19 protein-coding genes are annotated in these 18,108 nt (G+C 35.3%); 9 read left to right on the top strand and 10 right to left on the bottom strand.

The window, feature by feature from the left end; translation table 11 throughout:
* Positions 1-76 precede the first annotated feature (76 nt).
* Positions 77-2,623, top strand: a complete 2,547-nt coding sequence (locus LUA90_RS13345; RefSeq protein WP_231491232.1) for a PKD domain-containing protein — start codon at positions 77-79, stop codon at positions 2,621-2,623.
* Here LUA90_RS13345 and LUA90_RS13340 read toward each other — a convergent pair whose 3' ends face one another.
* Complete coding sequence (locus tag LUA90_RS13340; protein ID WP_231491231.1) at positions 2,624-4,438, bottom strand: DNA mismatch repair protein MutS; 1,815 nt, start codon at positions 4,436-4,438, stop codon at positions 2,624-2,626.
* A 43-nt stretch (positions 4,439-4,481) separates the two neighbouring features.
* Here LUA90_RS13340 and rlmH point away from each other — a divergent pair, with 43 nt between their 5' ends.
* Positions 4,482-4,955, top strand: coding sequence for a 23S rRNA (pseudouridine(1915)-N(3))-methyltransferase RlmH (gene rlmH, locus LUA90_RS13335; RefSeq protein ID WP_231464219.1), 474 nt, complete (start codon positions 4,482-4,484; stop codon positions 4,953-4,955).
* A gap of 266 nt (positions 4,956-5,221) precedes the next feature.
* Here rlmH and LUA90_RS13330 read toward each other — a convergent pair whose 3' ends face one another.
* Together LUA90_RS13330 and LUA90_RS13325 are read right to left on the bottom strand one after the other, a co-directional pair.
* Positions 5,222-5,770 carry a DUF5606 domain-containing protein gene (locus tag LUA90_RS13330; RefSeq protein ID WP_231464220.1) on the bottom strand — a complete coding sequence of 183 codons (549 nt, stop codon included), beginning with the start codon at positions 5,768-5,770 and terminating at the stop codon, positions 5,222-5,224.
* A gap of 70 nt (positions 5,771-5,840) precedes the next feature.
* Positions 5,841-6,299 carry a peptidylprolyl isomerase gene (locus tag LUA90_RS13325; RefSeq protein WP_231464222.1) on the bottom strand — a complete coding sequence of 153 codons (459 nt, stop codon included), beginning with the start codon at positions 6,297-6,299 and terminating at the stop codon, positions 5,841-5,843.
* 328 nt (positions 6,300-6,627) lie between these two features.
* Between LUA90_RS13325 and LUA90_RS13320 the strand changes: the two genes are divergently transcribed.
* The 3 genes from LUA90_RS13320 to LUA90_RS13310 are packed head-to-tail and all read left to right on the top strand — an operon-like array spanning position 6,628 to position 8,145.
* Positions 6,628-7,140 (top strand): DinB family protein, encoded by a 513-nt coding sequence (locus tag LUA90_RS13320; protein ID WP_231491230.1) that lies wholly within the window; start codon positions 6,628-6,630, stop codon positions 7,138-7,140.
* An 18-nt stretch (positions 7,141-7,158) separates the two neighbouring features.
* On the top strand, positions 7,159-7,722 hold the full coding sequence (locus LUA90_RS13315; RefSeq protein ID WP_231491229.1) for a carboxylesterase: 564 nt from the start codon (positions 7,159-7,161) through the stop codon (positions 7,720-7,722).
* Entirely contained in the window at positions 7,723-8,145 is a 423-nt protein-coding gene (locus LUA90_RS13310) for a hypothetical protein (RefSeq protein ID WP_231491228.1), read from the top strand.
* Positions 8,146-8,246: 101 nt separating this feature from the next.
* Here LUA90_RS13310 and LUA90_RS13305 read toward each other — a convergent pair whose 3' ends face one another.
* The 4 genes from LUA90_RS13305 to LUA90_RS13290 all read right to left on the bottom strand — a co-directional run bounded on the left by LUA90_RS13305 (position 8,247) and on the right by LUA90_RS13290 (position 12,185).
* Positions 8,247-9,212 carry a YpdA family putative bacillithiol disulfide reductase gene (locus LUA90_RS13305; RefSeq protein WP_231491227.1) on the bottom strand — a complete coding sequence of 322 codons (966 nt, stop codon included), beginning with the start codon at positions 9,210-9,212 and terminating at the stop codon, positions 8,247-8,249.
* A gap of 141 nt (positions 9,213-9,353) precedes the next feature.
* Positions 9,354-10,766 carry a rhodanese-like domain-containing protein gene (locus LUA90_RS13300; protein WP_231491226.1) on the bottom strand — a complete coding sequence of 471 codons (1,413 nt, stop codon included), beginning with the start codon at positions 10,764-10,766 and terminating at the stop codon, positions 9,354-9,356.
* Between the two features lie 220 nt (positions 10,767-10,986).
* Positions 10,987-11,652 carry a tetratricopeptide repeat protein gene (locus tag LUA90_RS13295; RefSeq protein ID WP_231464230.1) on the bottom strand — a complete coding sequence of 222 codons (666 nt, stop codon included), beginning with the start codon at positions 11,650-11,652 and terminating at the stop codon, positions 10,987-10,989.
* Between the two features lie 122 nt (positions 11,653-11,774).
* A complete protein-coding gene (locus LUA90_RS13290; RefSeq protein WP_231491225.1) occupies positions 11,775-12,185 on the bottom strand; it encodes a hypothetical protein in 411 nt (136 codons plus the stop codon).
* Positions 12,186-12,268: 83 nt separating this feature from the next.
* Here LUA90_RS13290 and LUA90_RS13285 point away from each other — a divergent pair, with 83 nt between their 5' ends.
* Positions 12,269-13,372 carry a DNA replication/repair protein RecF gene (locus LUA90_RS13285; RefSeq protein ID WP_231491224.1) on the top strand — a complete coding sequence of 368 codons (1,104 nt, stop codon included), beginning with the start codon at positions 12,269-12,271 and terminating at the stop codon, positions 13,370-13,372.
* A complete protein-coding gene (locus LUA90_RS13280) occupies positions 13,365-13,655 on the top strand; it encodes a DUF721 domain-containing protein (protein WP_231491223.1) in 291 nt (96 codons plus the stop codon). Before LUA90_RS13285 ends, LUA90_RS13280 begins: the two co-directional genes overlap by 8 nt.
* A 46-nt stretch (positions 13,656-13,701) precedes the next feature.
* On the opposite strand, the gene LUA90_RS13275 is transcribed toward LUA90_RS13280, so the two are convergent.
* The 3 genes from LUA90_RS13275 to LUA90_RS13265 all read right to left on the bottom strand — a co-directional run bounded on the left by LUA90_RS13275 (position 13,702) and on the right by LUA90_RS13265 (position 15,335).
* Complete coding sequence (locus LUA90_RS13275; protein ID WP_231464238.1) at positions 13,702-13,875, bottom strand: hypothetical protein; 174 nt, start codon at positions 13,873-13,875, stop codon at positions 13,702-13,704.
* Positions 13,876-13,932: 57 nt separating this feature from the next.
* Positions 13,933-14,676, bottom strand: coding sequence for an FKBP-type peptidyl-prolyl cis-trans isomerase (locus tag LUA90_RS13270; RefSeq protein ID WP_231464240.1), 744 nt, complete (start codon positions 14,674-14,676; stop codon positions 13,933-13,935).
* Between the two features lie 239 nt (positions 14,677-14,915).
* Positions 14,916-15,335: a nucleoside-diphosphate kinase gene (locus tag LUA90_RS13265; RefSeq protein WP_056088170.1), complete on the bottom strand. Its 420-nt coding sequence runs from the start codon at positions 15,333-15,335 to the stop codon at positions 14,916-14,918.
* Between the two features lie 214 nt (positions 15,336-15,549).
* Between LUA90_RS13265 and LUA90_RS13260 the strand changes: the two genes are divergently transcribed.
* Entirely contained in the window at positions 15,550-16,560 is a 1,011-nt protein-coding gene (locus tag LUA90_RS13260; RefSeq protein ID WP_231491222.1) for a bifunctional oligoribonuclease/PAP phosphatase NrnA, read from the top strand.
* Positions 16,561-16,633: 73 nt separating this feature from the next.
* Entirely contained in the window at positions 16,634-17,629 is a 996-nt protein-coding gene (locus LUA90_RS13255) for an FKBP-type peptidyl-prolyl cis-trans isomerase (protein WP_231464244.1), read from the top strand.
* Positions 17,630-18,108 lie beyond the last annotated feature (479 nt).

Raw genomic sequence — 18,108 nt, 5'->3', positions numbered from 1 at the left:
TAAAGATGAAAGTTTAATATTAATAAATCATTAACTATCTTAATTACCTAAAAGGATTTTTTTATAGATTTACTTTATGCGCTTTCTACTTCTCTCTTTATTTATGTTGCTTTGTTCATATCAAACATGGGCAAAACTTGCACCACCTGCAAATGATGAAATTGCAGATGCTATAAAAATTACGAATACATCAGCGTTTTGCACAGACGATGCAACATATAATAATTTAGAGGCCACCCAAACCACCACTTATGCAAAGCCTATGGGTTGGCTTGCCACAGGTAAAGACGTTTGGTTTAAATTTACAGCATCAAAATACGATGTAAACATATCCGTTACGGGTAAAGTTAATGCCGCAAGTACCAATACCATGGTAGCTCCACTTGTAGCGCTTTACACATTTGAAGCCAATAGCACTTCAATATCTGAAATGATAGGAACGAGTTTTAGCTCAAACAATGTTACTTCTCTTTACAAAGGTTCATTAACAATTGGGCAGGAATATTACATCAGAGTGAGCGCTGTAAATGATAATACCGGGACATTTAAATTATGTGTAGATAATTATTTTCCACCGATAAAAGCAGGGCAGGATTGTATATCGGCATCAATATTATGTTCAAAAGAATCGTTTACTCAATTAAATGTTACAGGTGCCGGCAAAAATAACACAGAATCTGAAGGAACTTGTTTAGGTAGAGAATCCAATTCTTCCTGGTATTTATTTAAAGCTTCAAAAGCTGGAACTTTAACTTTTGTAATCACACCATCTGTAACTACGAATGATATTGACTGGGTTTTTTATGATTTGGGCATTGATGGCGATTGCAGCAAAATTAATTTACTTAATGCTATCCGATGTGCCGCGGGGAGTGGCGTAACTTGTACGCCAAGTTACTATAAAACCGGGTTAAGCATGACGGAAACGGACTTAACAGAAAGCTCTGGTTGCCCAAATACATCCCAAAATGGTTTTGTTAAATATGTTGATTTAGTTGAAGGCAATACTTATGCACTTTTAATCGATAATTTCTCGAGCGGGAATAATGGATTTACCATAGAATTTGATGGCACGGCAGATTTCGCTGGCCCTACTTCAGAAATACTATTCGAAAAATTGAGTCCTTGCACCGATGCTCAAGCATATGTTTTTGAAAGTAAGTCTGAAAATTATACTTCCTTAAAATGGTCGTTTGGCGAAGGCGCAAGTATGACATCCTCTACAGAAAAAGGTCCTTTTAAAATAAGTTACAGCACACCTGGTGAAAAGGTTGTTGTATTAGAAGCTATGGGCTCCAACGGTTGTAATGTGATAACAACCCAAAGCTTCATCGTAGCTAAAACGCCTGATAAACCATTAGCAACAGCTTCAAGTGTAAATCTATGCCAGGGCGAAGTGCTTCAGCTTTCTACCCCGGCTGTAAAGTTAGCAACGTACCATTGGTCTGGCCCTAATAACTTTTCATCTCCAGAAAGAAACCCAACCATACCGGTAACCGGACCTGAAGTGATAGGAACATACAAACTACTTATACAAGTGGGCGACTGCGTTAGTCCTGAAAATAGTTTAGAAATTTTATCAGTAGATTTAAAACCTGAGGCAGATTTTTCTATTGTTACCAATAATAAATGCGAAGCAAACCAGAGTTTTACACTCGTAAATGCTTCAAAAAATTATACTAAAGTAAGTTGGGATTTCGGGAATGGAGTTGGGAGCAATACAAACACCCTGAATGATGGAAAAATCATAACCTACCTAACGCCTGGCTTAAGAACGATAACTTTAACAATAGAAACGCCGAACGGCTGTATAGCAACGAAAAGTGTTGATTTAACGGTTGAGGTAAAACCTGAAACACCGGTAATAGCCATTAATCAACCATTGTTTTGCATAGGCGATGTTATAAAACTATCTGTTCCTATTTTAACCGGCATTGTTTACGAATGGACTGGCCCTGATAATTTTAAAGCCACTACAAATGCTATTGAAATACCCATTACAAATTTAAATCAGGCAGGTACATATAGCGTTTCGCTTACATCAGGCAGTTGTATTCCGACTATTGCGAGTATTGTTATTCCACCTATTGCAAAAATACCAGTTGCCAATTTTTATACTGAACCCGGTTTTAATGGCAAATATTCTGTTCCTGCACCAATAAATTTTGTTAATAAATCTACAGATGCAGATTTTTATGAATGGGAATTTGGCGATGGCTTTACATCAACAGAAACCAATCCTTTACATACATTTAAAACCGATGGATTGTTTAAAATAAAGCTTACTGCTTTCTCTAAAAATGGTTGCTTTAACAGTATTATTTTAGGCGATTTATTAGTGAAAAAAGAGAGTTCGATTTTTACACCAAATTCTTTTACCCCAAATGGCGATGGAATTAATGATGAATTCATAGTTGGGATAACCAACCTGAAGCGATATAAACTTCAGATATTTAACAGATACGGGAGCGTTGTTTTTTTAAGCGAGAACATTTACGACAATTGGAAAGGCGTTTTTAAAGGCAATGATTTGCCTGTTGGAATTTATTATTATCTGATTCTTGGCACTACGCTAAAAAATGAAAACGTAAAATATTCGGGTTCAGTAATGCTATTGCGGTAATTATTCCAAACTCAAGCCTATTTCTTTTAGTAAAATTGCTGCATTAAAAGTAGAGCATGGCCCTTGCTTTAATTTATAATCAAATTTCATCTCGCCATCTTGTATTTGAATGTCGAAGTGGAAATTTCTTAATGTTTCTGGATGTTCGTTTATCATATCAGCCAGTTGCAAATCATGAGTGGCAAATAATGCCGGTGTTTGTTCGGCAATCAACTTTTCAATAAAAACCTTTGAGCCTAAATATTTATCGCGACTATTGGTTCCACGCAACATCTCATCAATTAAAACAAAAGTATCTCTTGATTTTGATACATTATCCAAAATCATTTTCAAACGATTTAACTCGGCCTTAAAAGTTGATGTACTTTCATTTAACGAATCTTTAATTCGCATAAAAGTATTCAACTTAAAAACCGAAAGGTTCATTTCTTTGGCACACACTGGCGCACCCGTATAAGCCAATACTGCATTAATACCTACTGTTCTTAAAAATGTACTTTTTCCAGCCATGTTCGAGCCAGTTACAACATCAACCGTGGGAGTGCTTTCTATATTATAATTATTACGTACCCTGATGTTTTCAGGAATCAGCGGATGTCCGATTTCTTCAGCTTGTAAAGTAAAATCATTTTTTATTTTAGGGAAAACCCATTCAGGTTGATTGTATGCAAGGGTTGCCAGAGCTATCAGCTCTTCAAAATCACCTAATTGGTTTAATGCAGCCACAACATCTTTTGATGAATTTTGATGCCACTCATTAAGTTTAATACAACATTTTAAATCCCACAGCAAAAAAGCATTAAGCGCTGTGCTCACTACAATATTCAGCCTTGCATCAAATTCCTGAATAATTTTCGAAAGCTTCTTAATTTCTTCGCTTACTGGTTTATCAATAGCAAATAAAGATTGAATGTAAATAGTGTTCCAACTATGTTTTTCTGTCCAGCTTATGGCTTTTGCATAACCATTTAAAAGATTTGAACCACCGCTAAAACTATAATACACCTTGTTTATTTTCGAGCCTTTTGAAACGACAAAAGCAATGTTCGCCAATAAATAAACCGTTAACAAATTCCAAAAAATTCCACCAAAAAATATTGCAACAGCAAGTATCCCGAAGGATATAAAAGGAGCTATTTTTACGTAGATCTTTAATGCTCCATTTCTGATAAATTCGAGTTGCGCTGCCAGTTCCTTATCGAGTTGTGCTTTTATACGCTCAATTTTTTCGGCATCGAAACCATGCAGATTTGCCCTAAAATCAAAGGTATCATCAATACAAGTTAAAACCTCTTTTACAGCTTCTTGTCTGGATATAATAAAAGATGCTTGTACACTTTCTTTAAGATTTTTCGCCAGCAGCGCCTTCCCCTTTTTGGTATAACACCTGTTGATTAATGCGTATAAAGATGCTTTTCCAAAAATATCTAAATCAGAGGTGTAAGGATGAATTTCTGATTCGTATTCGGCGCCGTCATCATAACCATTTTTTATACCGTTTAACAGATTCCACTCATTCTGATACACCCATAGCAGTTGTTTCTGATAAGAAATTTCATTATCCAGCTTGCTTTGTTTTTTTACAACAAAAGCAAAAACCGCAATCGGTATTACCAATCCAATTTGAATTATTGTTCGCCCAATATCATCAGCAGAATTTAACAGCAAAACGAATAGTGCAACCTCAATAAAAAATAAAGCAATTCTTAAATACGAAAAGTTTTCTATCCGCTTTTTTGTGTTTTCTATCGTAGCGGTAACCAGTTCTATATGCTGGCTGTAACCAAAAATTATCTGTGCTTGCGTTTTTAACATTATATTTGAATCTCCAAAAATTCTAAAGATAGAAAATTATTAAATGAAGATTACGCTTTTAGCAATTGGCAAAACTGAAGATAAATATTTAATCGAAGGCATTGATAAATACATCAATCGTTTAAAGCACTACATTAATTTTAATTTTGTTGCCATACCCGATGTTAAGAATGTAAAAAACCTTTCAGAAGCACAACAAAAAACAAAGGAGGCAGAACTGCTACACAAACAAATTAGCAATGGCGATGTTGTTATTTTGTTGGATGAAACTGGTAAAAAGTATTCTTCTGTACAGTTTTCTGCATATTTAAATAAACAGATGGTTGGAAGCGTTCAGCATTTAATATTTATAATCGGCGGACCTTATGGTTTTGATGATAGTATTTACAAAAGAGCAAATGGATTAATCTCCTTATCCGATATGACTTTTTCTCATCAAATGATTCGTTTATTCTTTGTTGAGCAACTTTACAGGGGATTTAGCATTTTAAAAGGAGAGCCTTATCATCATGCTTAATAATTAAAAAATTTAACCTTAGCTTGTGGAATCATAACAATAAACACATCATTTAAATAAAAGAGATTATGTTACTGGATAAATATAAAAGACAATATAAATTTAAAAGCAGGCAATCAGGAAGCGATAAAGTTTTATGGATTAGTCTGGCTATCTCTGCAGTGATAGTTGCTATTTTATGGTACTTTTTCTAAAAATCTATTAAACACAGAAGCCATTGCAAATTGCAATGGCTTCTGTGTTTAAAAAAGATAAGTAAAAGCAGATTATACTCCTTTTTTACTTGTCATGTTAGCTTTTTTAGCCGGAGCAGATGTTTTAGTTGTTGCTTTCGCATTCGAAGCTTTTGCACCTGTAGCCTTTTGTTTTTTATCTGCAGCAGCCTTTTCTTCCGATAGTTTTACCTCCGCTGGCGTACCTGGCGTTTCTGGAGCGTCTTCAGTAAATAAAGGCATATCTTTTAATAAGTTATACCAACCGATGATTTTCTTCATGTCTGAAGCATAAACCTTTTCTTCATCATGTCCTGGCGCAACCTCGTTAAAATACGCACGTAACACTTTCGTATCCGATTTTGTATCAGGTGTTGTTCCTTTTTCGCTGATTTTCGCAAAAACATCTACAAGCTTAATTTCTTGTTCTTCACCGTAAACGGTAATATCTTCAAGCGAAGCAAGTTTTGTATTTGTAATATTTGCAACAACCTTTAATTTTTGTTCATCAAGGCTTTCTAAAATATAACCAACTTTATTTTGTCCAACTAATTTGTACAAACCTGGTCTGCCCGAAACGGCAACTATTCCTCTTAAGTTCATAATATATTTGTTTAGCGCTTAGCGGTTGGGGTTTTGCGGTAATCGCTTATCGCCAAACGCATAACGCGATTTAATCTTCAATTATTTCTACAGTTAAAATTTTATCACCCTGACGGATATCATCAACAAGATCAACATTTTCAACAGCTTTACCAAACACCGTGTGGTTACGGTCTAGGTGTGCAGTATTTGCTCTGCTATGGCAGATAAAAAATTGCGAACCACCTGTATTTCTACCTGCATGCGCCATAGATAATACACCACGGTCGTGATATTGGTTTTCACCATCTAATTCACAGTCAATTTTATAACCCGGGCCACCTGTACCCGGCATTCCTGTTGCACCATCTTTAGAATTTGGGCAACCTGTTTGTACCATAAAATTAGGAATTACACGGTGAAAAGTTACTCCATCGTAAAAACCTTCTTTTGCTAATTTCTTAAAGTTTTCTACTGCTTTCGGAGCATCTTTTTCAAAGAACTCAACAGTCATATCACCTTTTTCGGTTTTTATTATTGCTCTACTCATATCAATTTTATTTATTAAAATGTTCCAACAAGTATTAAAACCTTATCGGGAGCGCAAAAATAGCAAAATTGTATAAATAGAACATCTTTAAAGATTTAAAATTAAATATTAGCTTAAATTTAAAAGGTTTATTGAAAATGAACGTTCCGGTAATTCTTCGTAAACATCAGCCCTGCCATTCGCTGTAGCCCTCGTAAAAAAAACTCGGGGCTGCCGCTATTGTCAGGTTTAGGCACAAAGTTTCCTCATAAAGATGCCATAAAAACCAAGTAGCTGCTTAACATATTCATTAAATATTTTACCTTTAAATAGATACTAATTTAATAAAATGTCGCAACAGCTCGAAGTTTGGCAAAGAGGTCCATCACCAGAATATATAACCGTATTGCAGCCAATAGCACATGCATTGCTGCAAGCCAGAGAAGAAATTAATGAGTATATGCATCAATTTCCTGTAGAATTACTATGGCAGCGACCAGCAAACATGGCTTCCGTAGGTTTTCATCTTCAACATTTAAGTGGCGCGCTTGATAGGTTTTTTACTTATGCAAGAGCAGAAAAGCTAACCGATTTTCAATTTGAACAATTGTATGAAGAAGGCAAAGATTCAGCCGTAGGCTATAAAGTAAATGATTTGGATACCAGATTTAATACTCAAGTTGATTTGGCTTTGAAACAGTTAAAGGATACAGACGAAAAAACTTTAGGCGATTATCGTGGAATTGGAAGAGCAAGTTTGCCATCAACCGTTATTGGTTTGCTATTTCATGCTGCAGAACATACCATGCGCCACGTTGGGCAGTTAATGGTTACCGCAGCTGTAGTTAAATCTAAATTTTAAAAAGCAAATATCATCTGAATGAAAAAGCGCTATAAAATTTTGTTAAGCTTATCGGCAATTTTGGTTGTGGCATATTTCGCAGGACCAAAGCCTAAAAAACCTATATATTCAGCAAGCCCCATAAAAGTTCCGGAACTAAACGAGCTTGAAAATTATGTAGCTACCGGCGAAGGCAAACACAAAATAAAGCCAGGTAACCAAGCAGAAATTATCTGGGCAGATAGCAGTCATAATCAAACTGAATATGCGATTGTGTATTTACACGGTTTTTCAGCATCCAAAATAGAAGGAAATCCGGTGCATTTAAACCTGGCTAAAAAATTAAAAGCAAACCTTTATCTATCTCGGTTAGCCGACCATGGAATTGATACCATTGCACCATTACAACATTTTACAGCAGAAGGTTTATGGAACACCAGCAAAGAAGCACTCGCCATTGGTAATAAATTGGGTAAAAAAGTAATATTAATTGGCACCTCAACTGGCGGTACTGCAGCATTAAAACTTGCAGCAACCTACCCTGAAATTAACAGCCTGATTTTGCTTTCGCCGAATGTTGCCATTAATGACAGAAACGCCTAGATGCTAAACGACCCATGGGGTTTACAAATTGCAAGGCGTGTTTTAGGCAGCGATGAGCGTGTAGTTGATGGAAGAACGGCAGAATATAAAAAATATTGGTACACCAATTATAGAATAGAATCTTTGGTAGAATTGCAAGAGTTTGTAGAAACAACCATGCTTAAAAAGGTTTTCGAAAAGGTAAAACAGCCTGTTTTAATGGTTTATTATTACAAAAATGATTTGGAACAAGATCCAGTCGTTCGGGTAGATGCAATGCTAAAAATGTTTGATGAACTTGGAACAGCAGCTTCACTTAAACGTAAAGTAGCTATTCCAAACGCTGGCAATCATGTCTTAGGAAGTTACTTAACTTCAAAAGATTTACCAGCAGTAGAAGCAGCAATTGATGGTTTTACAAAGGATGTTTTGAAAGTGCAGTGACATTGAAAAAATCGTCATTGCTAGGCATGAAGCAATCTATTTTTGACAAAACATCATTATACGAGATTGCTTCGTGACTCGCAATGATGAAAAAGGTAAACCTACCTTACAATATTCTTGACAATCATCTCCGCATGAATACGAGAATTTTCGATAAATAGCTTGTGCGTATCCATACCTCCGCAAACTACACCAGCTAAATAAAGCCCTTTAACATTGGTTTCCATCGTTTGTTCATTGTAAGCCGGGCATAAACTTTCAGGTAAATCGATTCCAAATTTTCTTAACATTGAAAAATCAGGCTGATAACCCGTCATGGCGATAACAAAATCATTTGGAATGGTTTTAATGCCTTCTGAAGTTTTAATATCAACTTCTCCTTCTCTAATCTCGAGTAATTCTGAATTAAAAATCGCTGTTATTTCCCCTTCTTTAATTCTGTTCTCGATATCAGGGCGAACCCAATATTTTACATGCGGACCAAGTTCATTACCTCTAATAATAACCGTTACTTTTGCGCCTTTTCGGTAAGTTTCAAGTGCTGCATCAACGCCAGAATTATTTGCTCCAACAACAACTACGTTCTGAAATGAATACAAATGCGGGTCTTTATAATAATGTGTAACTTTTGGTAAATCCTCGCCGGGAACATTTAAAAGCAATGGAACATCGTAAAACCCGGTTGCAACAACTACATTTTTAGCCGTGTAACTTGTTTTTGAAGTATTGATTGTAAAAATGCCATCAGCCTCTTTTTTAACCTGATTTACCCTTTCAAATAAATTTATGTTCAGGTTGAATTTTTCGGCTACGCGACGGTAATACTCTACCGCTTCATTTCTATTTGGCTTAGGGCTTATCGTTACAAAAGGAACACCACCAATTTCCAGTTTTTGAGAGGTGGAAAAGAATGTCATAAAAACCGGATAGTTGAACAAGCTATTCACCAATGCACCTTTTTCTACAATCAGATAAGATAAATTTGCTTTTTGCGCTTCAATTGCGCAAGCCATACCGATTGGTCCGGCACCAATGATGATGATATCGTAAAGAGATTGGTTCTTCATTTAAGTTTTATCGACTAGTGAGATTGCTTCGTGCCTCGCAATGGCGATAGCATTAAACTTTCATTGCCCTAATAAATATTATTGACCAAATAAGACTTTTAGACTTAGATTTTCTTAGGTGTCTTAGATGGTTCAAATTAATCAAACTTTCATTGCCTTACTTGGGCAAGCAAAATCTGTTCTTTTTAACCCGGTATTCTTAATCGCACCATAACCTCCGGCAATATCAATTACATTTTCTACACCACGAGATTTTAAAATTGACGCGGCAATTATAGAACGGTAACCACCAGCACAATGGATATAATAAGTAGATTTTGAATCAATTTCGCCCATCCAATCATCAATAAAATCTAATGGCCTGCTTAATGTAAACTCCAAATGCTCTGATTCATACTCGCCCGGCTTACGTACATCTAAAGCTGTAATTTCTTTTTGATTTACAGCTTCCTCAAAAGCATCAGCAGAAATCGTTTCAATGTTATCTATTTCCTTACCGGTAGAAATCCAGTTTTCGAATCCATTTTCAAGGTAACCTATTGTATTATCGTAACCTACACGGGTTAAACGGGTAATCGTTTCTTCTTCTTTTCCTTCATCGGTAACCAATAAAATTGGTTGTTGTAAATCGGTAATTAAGGCACCAACCCAAGGCGCAAACTGTCCGTTCAAACCAATATTTATCGAATTCGGAATAAATCCTTTCGCAAAAACCTGCGGGTCGCGGGTATCTAAAATTAAAGCGCCGGTTTGATTTGCCAGATCTTCAAAAGCCTGCGGCGTTAAAGGATTAAGACCTTTCTCAAAAACATCATCAATACTTTCTACAGAACCTTTATTTATGGCAGCATTTTTAGCGAAGTATTGTGGTGGCGGCATAATACCATCTGTAACTTCTTGTATAAACTGATCTTTCGTTTGTGCCTTCAAAGCATAATTTACTTCCTTTTGATGACCTAAACTATCAAAAGTTTCTTTACTCATGCTTTTACCACAGGCAGAACCTGCACCATGAGCCGGATAAACGATTACATCATCCGCCAAAGGCTTAATTTTATCATTTAAGGAATCGTAAAGCATGCCTGCCAAATCTTCCATCGTTAAATTACCTTTTTGTGCTAAATCCGGGCGACCAACATCACCTATAAAAAGTGTATCACCAGTAAAAATACAATGGTCTTTTCCCTTCTCATCAGTTAAGAGATAAGTTGTAGATTCGAGTGTATGCCCGGGCGTGTGTAAGGCTGTAATCGTTATATTGCCAATTTTAAACTGCTCGCCATCTTTGGCAATGTGTGATTTAAATTCGGTTTTTGCCGTAGGGCCATAAATAATCTCCGCACCAGATTTCTCTGCTAAATCTACGTGACCAGAAACAAAATCTGCATGAAAATGAGTTTCAAAGATATATTTGATGGTTGCGCCAGCTTTTTCAGCCTTCTTTAAATATGTTGAAACTTCTCTCAAAGGATCAATTATTGCCGCCTCACCATTACTCTCGATATAATATGCGGCTTCTGCTAAACAACCTGTGTAAATCTGTTCTATCTTCATGTTTTTCTGCAATTACACTAAAAAATTAGTGTTTGAATGTACGAGCCAAATATAAAGCGCATCAATTCTGATGAAACAAAAATAACGCTAATTAATTATAACCAAAGTGATGTCCATCATAATTGCACAAGTTTTACTTTAATGCGATTGGATAGACCAAATGTTAAAGCAAAAAAAAAGACCATCTTTCGATGATCTTTTCAAAATATTTTTTTGATGTCTATTTAACCTGCTCTTCAGCTCTGGCAATGTATGCATCAATCAATTGAGCTTCTTGACTTTCAGGATATTGTGTTTTAATTTTATTGTAAGCTTCGGCAGCAGCTTTAAAATCTTTTAAGTTTTCGTTTACCAAACCTAATTTCTTTAAAAACATTGGTGAAGTAAATTTACTTGCTTTATCTGCAGCTTTTTTATAATAAGTAGAAGCTTGTTTGTAGTCTTTTAGTTCGCTGTAAGCATCACCTAATAAACCTAAAGCAAGTGGATCTGCAACCGGACTACCAGTAGCGCTATATTTACTCAATGCATCAATAGCTTGTTTGTATTCGCCTTTGCGCAAATAAATACCGCCTAAATATAAGTTAGCTAAGTTAGCTGATTTTGTATTATCGTAATCTTTAGCAACTTGTTCTAAACCAGGATAACCGCCTTCACCTTTAATCGCTCTGTTTGATAAAGAATCAACACCGATTAATTGCTCTGCTTTAAACATTTTACTTGCAGCTTCTTCAGCACGATCTTTTAAGTAAACGTTTTGGTACCAAAAATACACACCGATTAAAACCACTACAGCGCCAGCTATAAATAGCAAGCTTTTATTGTTTTCCTGTAAAAAAGAACCCTTTCTAATAGGTTGAGTTGTCTGATTATCTGTTGTAGACATGTTTGTTTAAAAAATTTAAGATTGCAAAAATACGTTTTTCAATCAAAGTAACAACCTTTATTTATAAGTATTTGATTAAAATGTAGTTATTTAGGTACACTGAATTTGTGGATATTAGATTTTTATCGTTGTAGCATCGCTATTAATGTATTAAACCAGGTTTTATTATCAGTAGAAATGCCATTGTAATTAATAACCAGATAAATGGTTTGGCTTTCTGAATAGCTCAGGTAAGATTTGATGCGAATAGGTTGCCAAAATGCCCCGAAGTTTTTTACTGCTGATGCTGGAAACACATCATCGAACCCCATATAAATTTCTTCGATTTGAGAGAGCTGAAGCTCCAAACGTTCATCACCAGAAATAAAAAGGCCATTTGACGCTAATAAAATGTTACCCTCATGTGTGTGCATTGGCTTTATAAAGGAAAACAATCCAACGATTTTTTTTAACCAACCAAACCTTTTTTTATCATTTAGTTCGTAATCGTATGACCAGAGAACATTTCCTTCTAACATTTTTATAGCTATCATAATAATTTCCTTCGGATGAATGTAAGCTTTATTTTTAATATTAACATTTACAGGTTAAAAATTAGGTAAATTGCGCCATATTTATGTGGTTAAAGAACATTACCCTTCTTAATTTTAAAAATTACAGCGATGCCGGAATCAGTTTTTCTGAAACGGTTAACGTGTTTACCGGCAATAATGGCTCTGGCAAAACAAATATGCTCGATGCTATCCACTACCTCTGTTTGTGTAAAAGCTATTTTAATCCAATTGATGGACAACAAATTAAAACAGGAGCTGATATTTTTATGATTCAGGGCGACTTTGACCGAAAAGAAAGAAATGAAAAAATTAGCTGTGGCGTAAAAAGAAGTCAGAAAAAGCAGTTTAAAAGAAATAAAAAAGAATACGATAAACTTGCAGATCATATTGGCTTATTTCCGGTGGTAATGGTTTCGCCTTATGATGTAAACCTGATTATGGAAGGCAGCGAAGAGCGCCGGAAATTTATTGATAATGTTATCTCGCAAACAGACTCACATTATCTCGACCAACTGATTGCATATAATAGAATTTTGGCAAATCGCAATGCGATGCTTAAACAAATTGCCATAACGAAGCGCTACGACCCAACTTTGCTCGAAATTATGGATGAGCAATTGGTTTTGGCCGGAAATAAAATCTTCGCCACGCGTAAAGCATTTATGGATGGTTTTATTCCGCTTTTTAATCAATACTATATTTACCTAACGGATAATAATGAATTGGTTGATTTAAATTATCAATCTCAATTAAAGGAAACACCTTTTGAAGAATTACTGAAAAAATCTGTTGAAAAAGACAGGGTTTTAGAGAGAACAACGACTGGCATACATAAGGATGAACTAGTGTTTAGCATACATGAAATGCCGCTCAAAAAATTTGGTTCTCAAGGTCAGCAAAAATCATTTTTAATTGCTTTAAAGCTTGCACAGTATGCTTATCTGGCAGAAAAAAAAGGCTTTAAGCCCTTACTTTTATTAGATGATATTTTTGATAAACTTGATGACAACCGTGTGCAGAAATTAATGCAAATGGTTTCACATCAGGATTTCGGTCAAATTTTTATTACCGATACCGGGATAGAAAGAGTAAAATCTATTTTTAAAAAGATAGAAGTTGATGTAACTTTGTTTGAAGTAGATAACGGACAGATTAAAAATGCGTAAACCGAATGATATAACCATGAAAGATGCGGTAAGCAAAATGCTTGACGTATATCGTTTACGCCGTAAATTTGATGAAACTTCTATTCTTGCCATCTGGCCGGAGATTATGGGAACAGCCATAGCTAACAGAACTAAACAAATTTACATCCACGATAAAAAATTATTCATCAGGATAGAATCATCTGTTATAAAAAATGAATTGGTTTTGGTTAGAGATGGAATTATTCAAAAACTAAATGCCCATGCAGGCAGCCAGGTTATTACAGAGATGGTTTTTTTGTAAAAAAAAGATGCAAGGCTACTAACCTTGCACCGTATTTTTTATTGCCTTATCCCCTACCACCAAAAACTTTCGAAAGAATCCAGATAATAAGCGCAACGACAATTACAACAATAATAATTCCCGACCAAACGCCGGCTTTGAATACACCTTGAGCCAATTCGCAACTAGCTAAGGTGGTGCATAAAAATGCAATGAGTACTAAAGGCAATGTTCTTTTCATGTCAATGTTAATTTGATTTATTTAACATAAAACAAGAAAGAATGTTTTATTTAAAGCCTATTTACCGTTAATTTTTAATAATTCTATTTCGAAAATTAAGGTGCTGTATGGTGGTATATCAGGGCCATAACCACGTTCGCCATAAGCTAAGTTGTATGGAACAAAGAATTTAAACTTTGAACCTGCCGGCATTAACTGTAAACCTTCAGTCCAGCCTTTAATTACCTGGTTTAAAGTAAAGGTAATTGGCTCGCCTCTATCATAAGAACTGTCGAATTGTTTTCCATCTAAAAGAGTTCCTTTATAATTTACCAACACAGAATCAGTGGCCGAAGGTTTTATACCGTTTCCAGCTCTTAAAACTTCGTATTGCAAACCGCTCGCGGTTGTTTGCACACCAGTACGTTTTTTATTTTGTTCTAAAAAAGCTTTTCCTTCTGATATTTTACCGGCAAACTTTCCTTTGTTGGCGTTATTTAAAGCATTTGAGATTGCTTGTTGAGCTTGTTGCTGATCTAAAATAACTTTACCATCCGTAAAAGCATCTTTTAAACCTTTTAGTAAAACATCGTAATTTAAGGTAGATAAACCCGTTGTTTTTAAACTGGCACCGATTGATGTACCGAAAGCATAACTTGTAGAATCTAATGATGATTTTAAAGATACCATACCAACCGATGGTTTTGCACTTGCGTTAGTTTTAGTTGCCGTAGCCGGTTTTTTAGCTACTGGTTTTTTAGTTTGCGCAAATGATGTGATAGCGATACCTGATATAAGTACCGTTAAGAAAATTTTTTTCATCTGTATATAATTTGTTTTTTGAAGGTGATGAAACTAGCATAATTTAGTCAATCTTCTATGATTGTTCGGTTCCATTAGTTCTTATCACTCAGTAATCATGAGCTCCTGAAGTGTTTTGTGCAAATCATGATAGACTTATCTATTTAATAATGTTTTAACGGCGAAAGATACAAAACTTAAAAACATAAAAACCCCGAAAAATTTCGGGGTTTTTATGTTTTATCTTAAAAGTAATCTGCTTAGAAACGCTCGTCTGCCTTGAAGAAGAAGTTGCCTTCAATTTCTGCATTCTCGTCAGAATCTGAACCGTGAACTGCATTAGCATCAATTGATTTAGCATATTTCTGGCGGATAGTACCTTCTGCAGCTTCTGCCGGGTTAGTAGCACCGATTAATTTTCTGAAATCTTCAATTGCGTTATCCTTTTCTAAAATAGCGGCAACAATAGGACCTGAAGACATGAAGCTTACTAAATCCTTATAAAAAGGACGCTCTGCATGCACAGCATAAAACTGACCAGCAGTTTCATCAGTTAATTTAGTATATTTTAATGCAATGATTTTAAAACCAGCATTTGTAATGTCGTTTAAAATAGATCCGATATGGCCATTTGCAACTGCATCTGGCTTAATCATTGTAAAAGTTCTGTTAGTGCTCATTGTGCTTTGTTATCAATTTTGTGCAAAAGTACGTTATTATTGACGAAAGAAAAAGCCTTATTACCATCTCTTTCGGCAAATAAACAAACAATTTAACAAATCAGTTTGCTCAATGTTCTTAAAATTTCTGATGATGTAACAAACAATAAGCAATAAACCGTTAAATAACAGCTTAACTAATACTAAATTTAATTAGCTTTGCAGCGCAAAAATTATGCTTACATTAACAGAATTAAAATCCATTCTGGCTTCGCCAAAGAAAATTGTTATCACTACACATCATAAACCTGATGGTGATGCAATGGGCTCATCGCTAGGTTTATATGGCTATCTTATTCAAAAAGGACATCATGTAACAGTGATTACTCCTACAGATTACCCAACGTTTTTACATTGGATGCCTAATAATGCAGAAGTTTTAATTTTTACAGATGACCGTGAAAAGGCAGCAAAACTGGTTGAAGAAGCTGCTTTAATTTTCTGCCTTGATTTTAACACCTTAAGCAGAATAAACGAACTTGGCGAATTAGTTAGAGCTTCGGAAGCTAAAAAAGTGATGATTGACCATCACCTTGAGCCTGAAGATTTTGATGATTATCGCCATTGGGATATTAACGCCTGTGCAGCAGCACAATTGGTTTATGATTTTATTGCAAACCAGCTTAACGATAGCGATGGCATTAATAAAGATGTTGCAACCTGTTTATACACGGGTATAATGACAGATTCTGCATCGTTCCGCTTTCCTTTAGCCACTTCAAATGTTTACCGCATTGGTGCTAATTTAATTGATTTGGGTGCCGAACATTATAAAATACACCAATTGGTATATGATAATGCAAGCGAAGACCGTTTAAGATTTTTAGGTTACTGCTTATCAAACAAACTGGAGGTTTTTCACGAATTTAACACGGCAATTATCACAGTTACGAAAGAAGAACTTGCACAATATCATAGCACAACAGGCGATACAGAAGGTGTGGTAAATTATGCATTATCCATCAACGGAATCCGTTTGGCAGCATTAATCGTAGAAAGAACAGATAAAGTAAAACTATCTTTACGTTCTACCGGCGATTTTCCTGCAAACGAAATATGTAAAAAATACTTTAACGGTGGCGGGCATAGAAATGCTGCCGGAGGCGCATCAGATAAATCACTGGCTGAGGTTATTGATGAATTTAAATCAATTTTACCAGAATATAAAAGTCAGTTAATCGCTTAAATTTAAAACAGAAATATAAATAATAATGAAATTACAAAGCTAATTTCATGACCAAAAACAATTCAATAAAATAATGAAAAAAGGAATTATTATTCTAATTGCAGCAACAATGGGTTTAGCTGCATGTAACAATTACAAAAAAGGCGAAGGCGATTTGCAATACAAAATCTTAAAAGATGAAGGCAAAGAGAAAATCAAAGAAGGCGATTTTGTTAAATTAAATGGTATTCAAACCGTTGAAAGTAGTACAAATGCAGATTCTACTTTAGTAAACACTTACGATAACGAGCGTCCGGCATTTTTCCCGATAAACAAATCTATGTTTAAAGGCGATTTAGTTTCGGCTTTAAAAATGTTAGGCGAAGGCGATAGCGCATCTTTCAAATTAAACTTAGATTCGATGGCTAAATATTCTGGCCAACCAAAACCAGCTGGATTAAAATCAAACTATGCAACTTTTACAGTTAAAATAGAAAAGGTTTTACATAAAGCGGCTAACGAAGCAGATTCTACTTTCGAGAAAAAGAAAAGAGACTTTTTTGAAACGGAATACAAAGCATTAATCGAGAAAAATAAAACTAACGAAGATGCTAAAATCAAAAAATACATTGATGAGAATAAATTAGATGTTAAAACTACAGCATCAGGTTTAAAATACATCATCGAAAAACCAGGTAATGCTGAAAGAGCTGGCTTAACAGATACAGCTATTGTTGATTATACCGGTCAATTCACTAACAAAAAAGGTGATGGTAAAATAAACGTTTTCGATACATCAAACGAAAAAATTGCAAAAGAAGCTGGAATCCATTCTCCAATGGCACAATATACTGCTCGTCCGTTGGTATTAAACCAATTGGCACCAGGTTTTGTAGAAGGTGTTCAATTAATTGGTGTTGGTGGTAAAATCAAAATCATCATTCCTTCTAAATTAGGTTATGGTGAAAATGGTGGTGGTCCAATCAACCCATTTACGCCATTAGTTTTTGATATCGAAATTAAAGGCATTAAAAAAGGCGTGGCTGGTGCACCAGTTGCTGCACAACCGCAAGCTGCTCCGGCACAATAAGTAAAACAAAATATTTTTTAAGCCTCAGGATTTATGATTCTGAGGCTTTTATTTTTTGCAAAACTTACATAGTCTAATAAATATCTTCAAATACAGACTTCTTGCGTTAACAGATTAGCAGGATTTAAATTTTTGAGCTTTGTTTTTTTGAAGCGCAACAGTTATTCGTTTCTGGCAAAACCTGTCCCGCCAATGCTTCATGCCTACCGCAGGCAGGCAATCTTTTGCAAAACTTACAAAGTCTAACAAGCATCTTCGAGCGAAGACTTTGTAAGTTAAAAGGACAAAAGTATTTCCGCGTATGTCGGGGTTAAGAAAAATGTAAGTTGACGTAATGCAAATATAGTGAGTTGTCATCCTGAGCCTGTCGAAGGACGCTTTGTTGTTTCAAATATTGCACAGGTCTTCGACAAGCTCAGACTGACATCCAACGGTTATACCTTTGATGGAAACTTCCCTTCTTGTTTAAAGAAGGTTTG

It is taken from the genome of Pedobacter sp. Leaf170 (assembly GCF_920984665.1).
Taxonomy (GTDB): Bacteria; Bacteroidota; Bacteroidia; order Sphingobacteriales; family Sphingobacteriaceae; genus Pedobacter.
The sequence above is the reverse complement of the archived record's forward strand: the minus strand, read 5'-3'. Positions and strand labels throughout refer to the sequence as shown.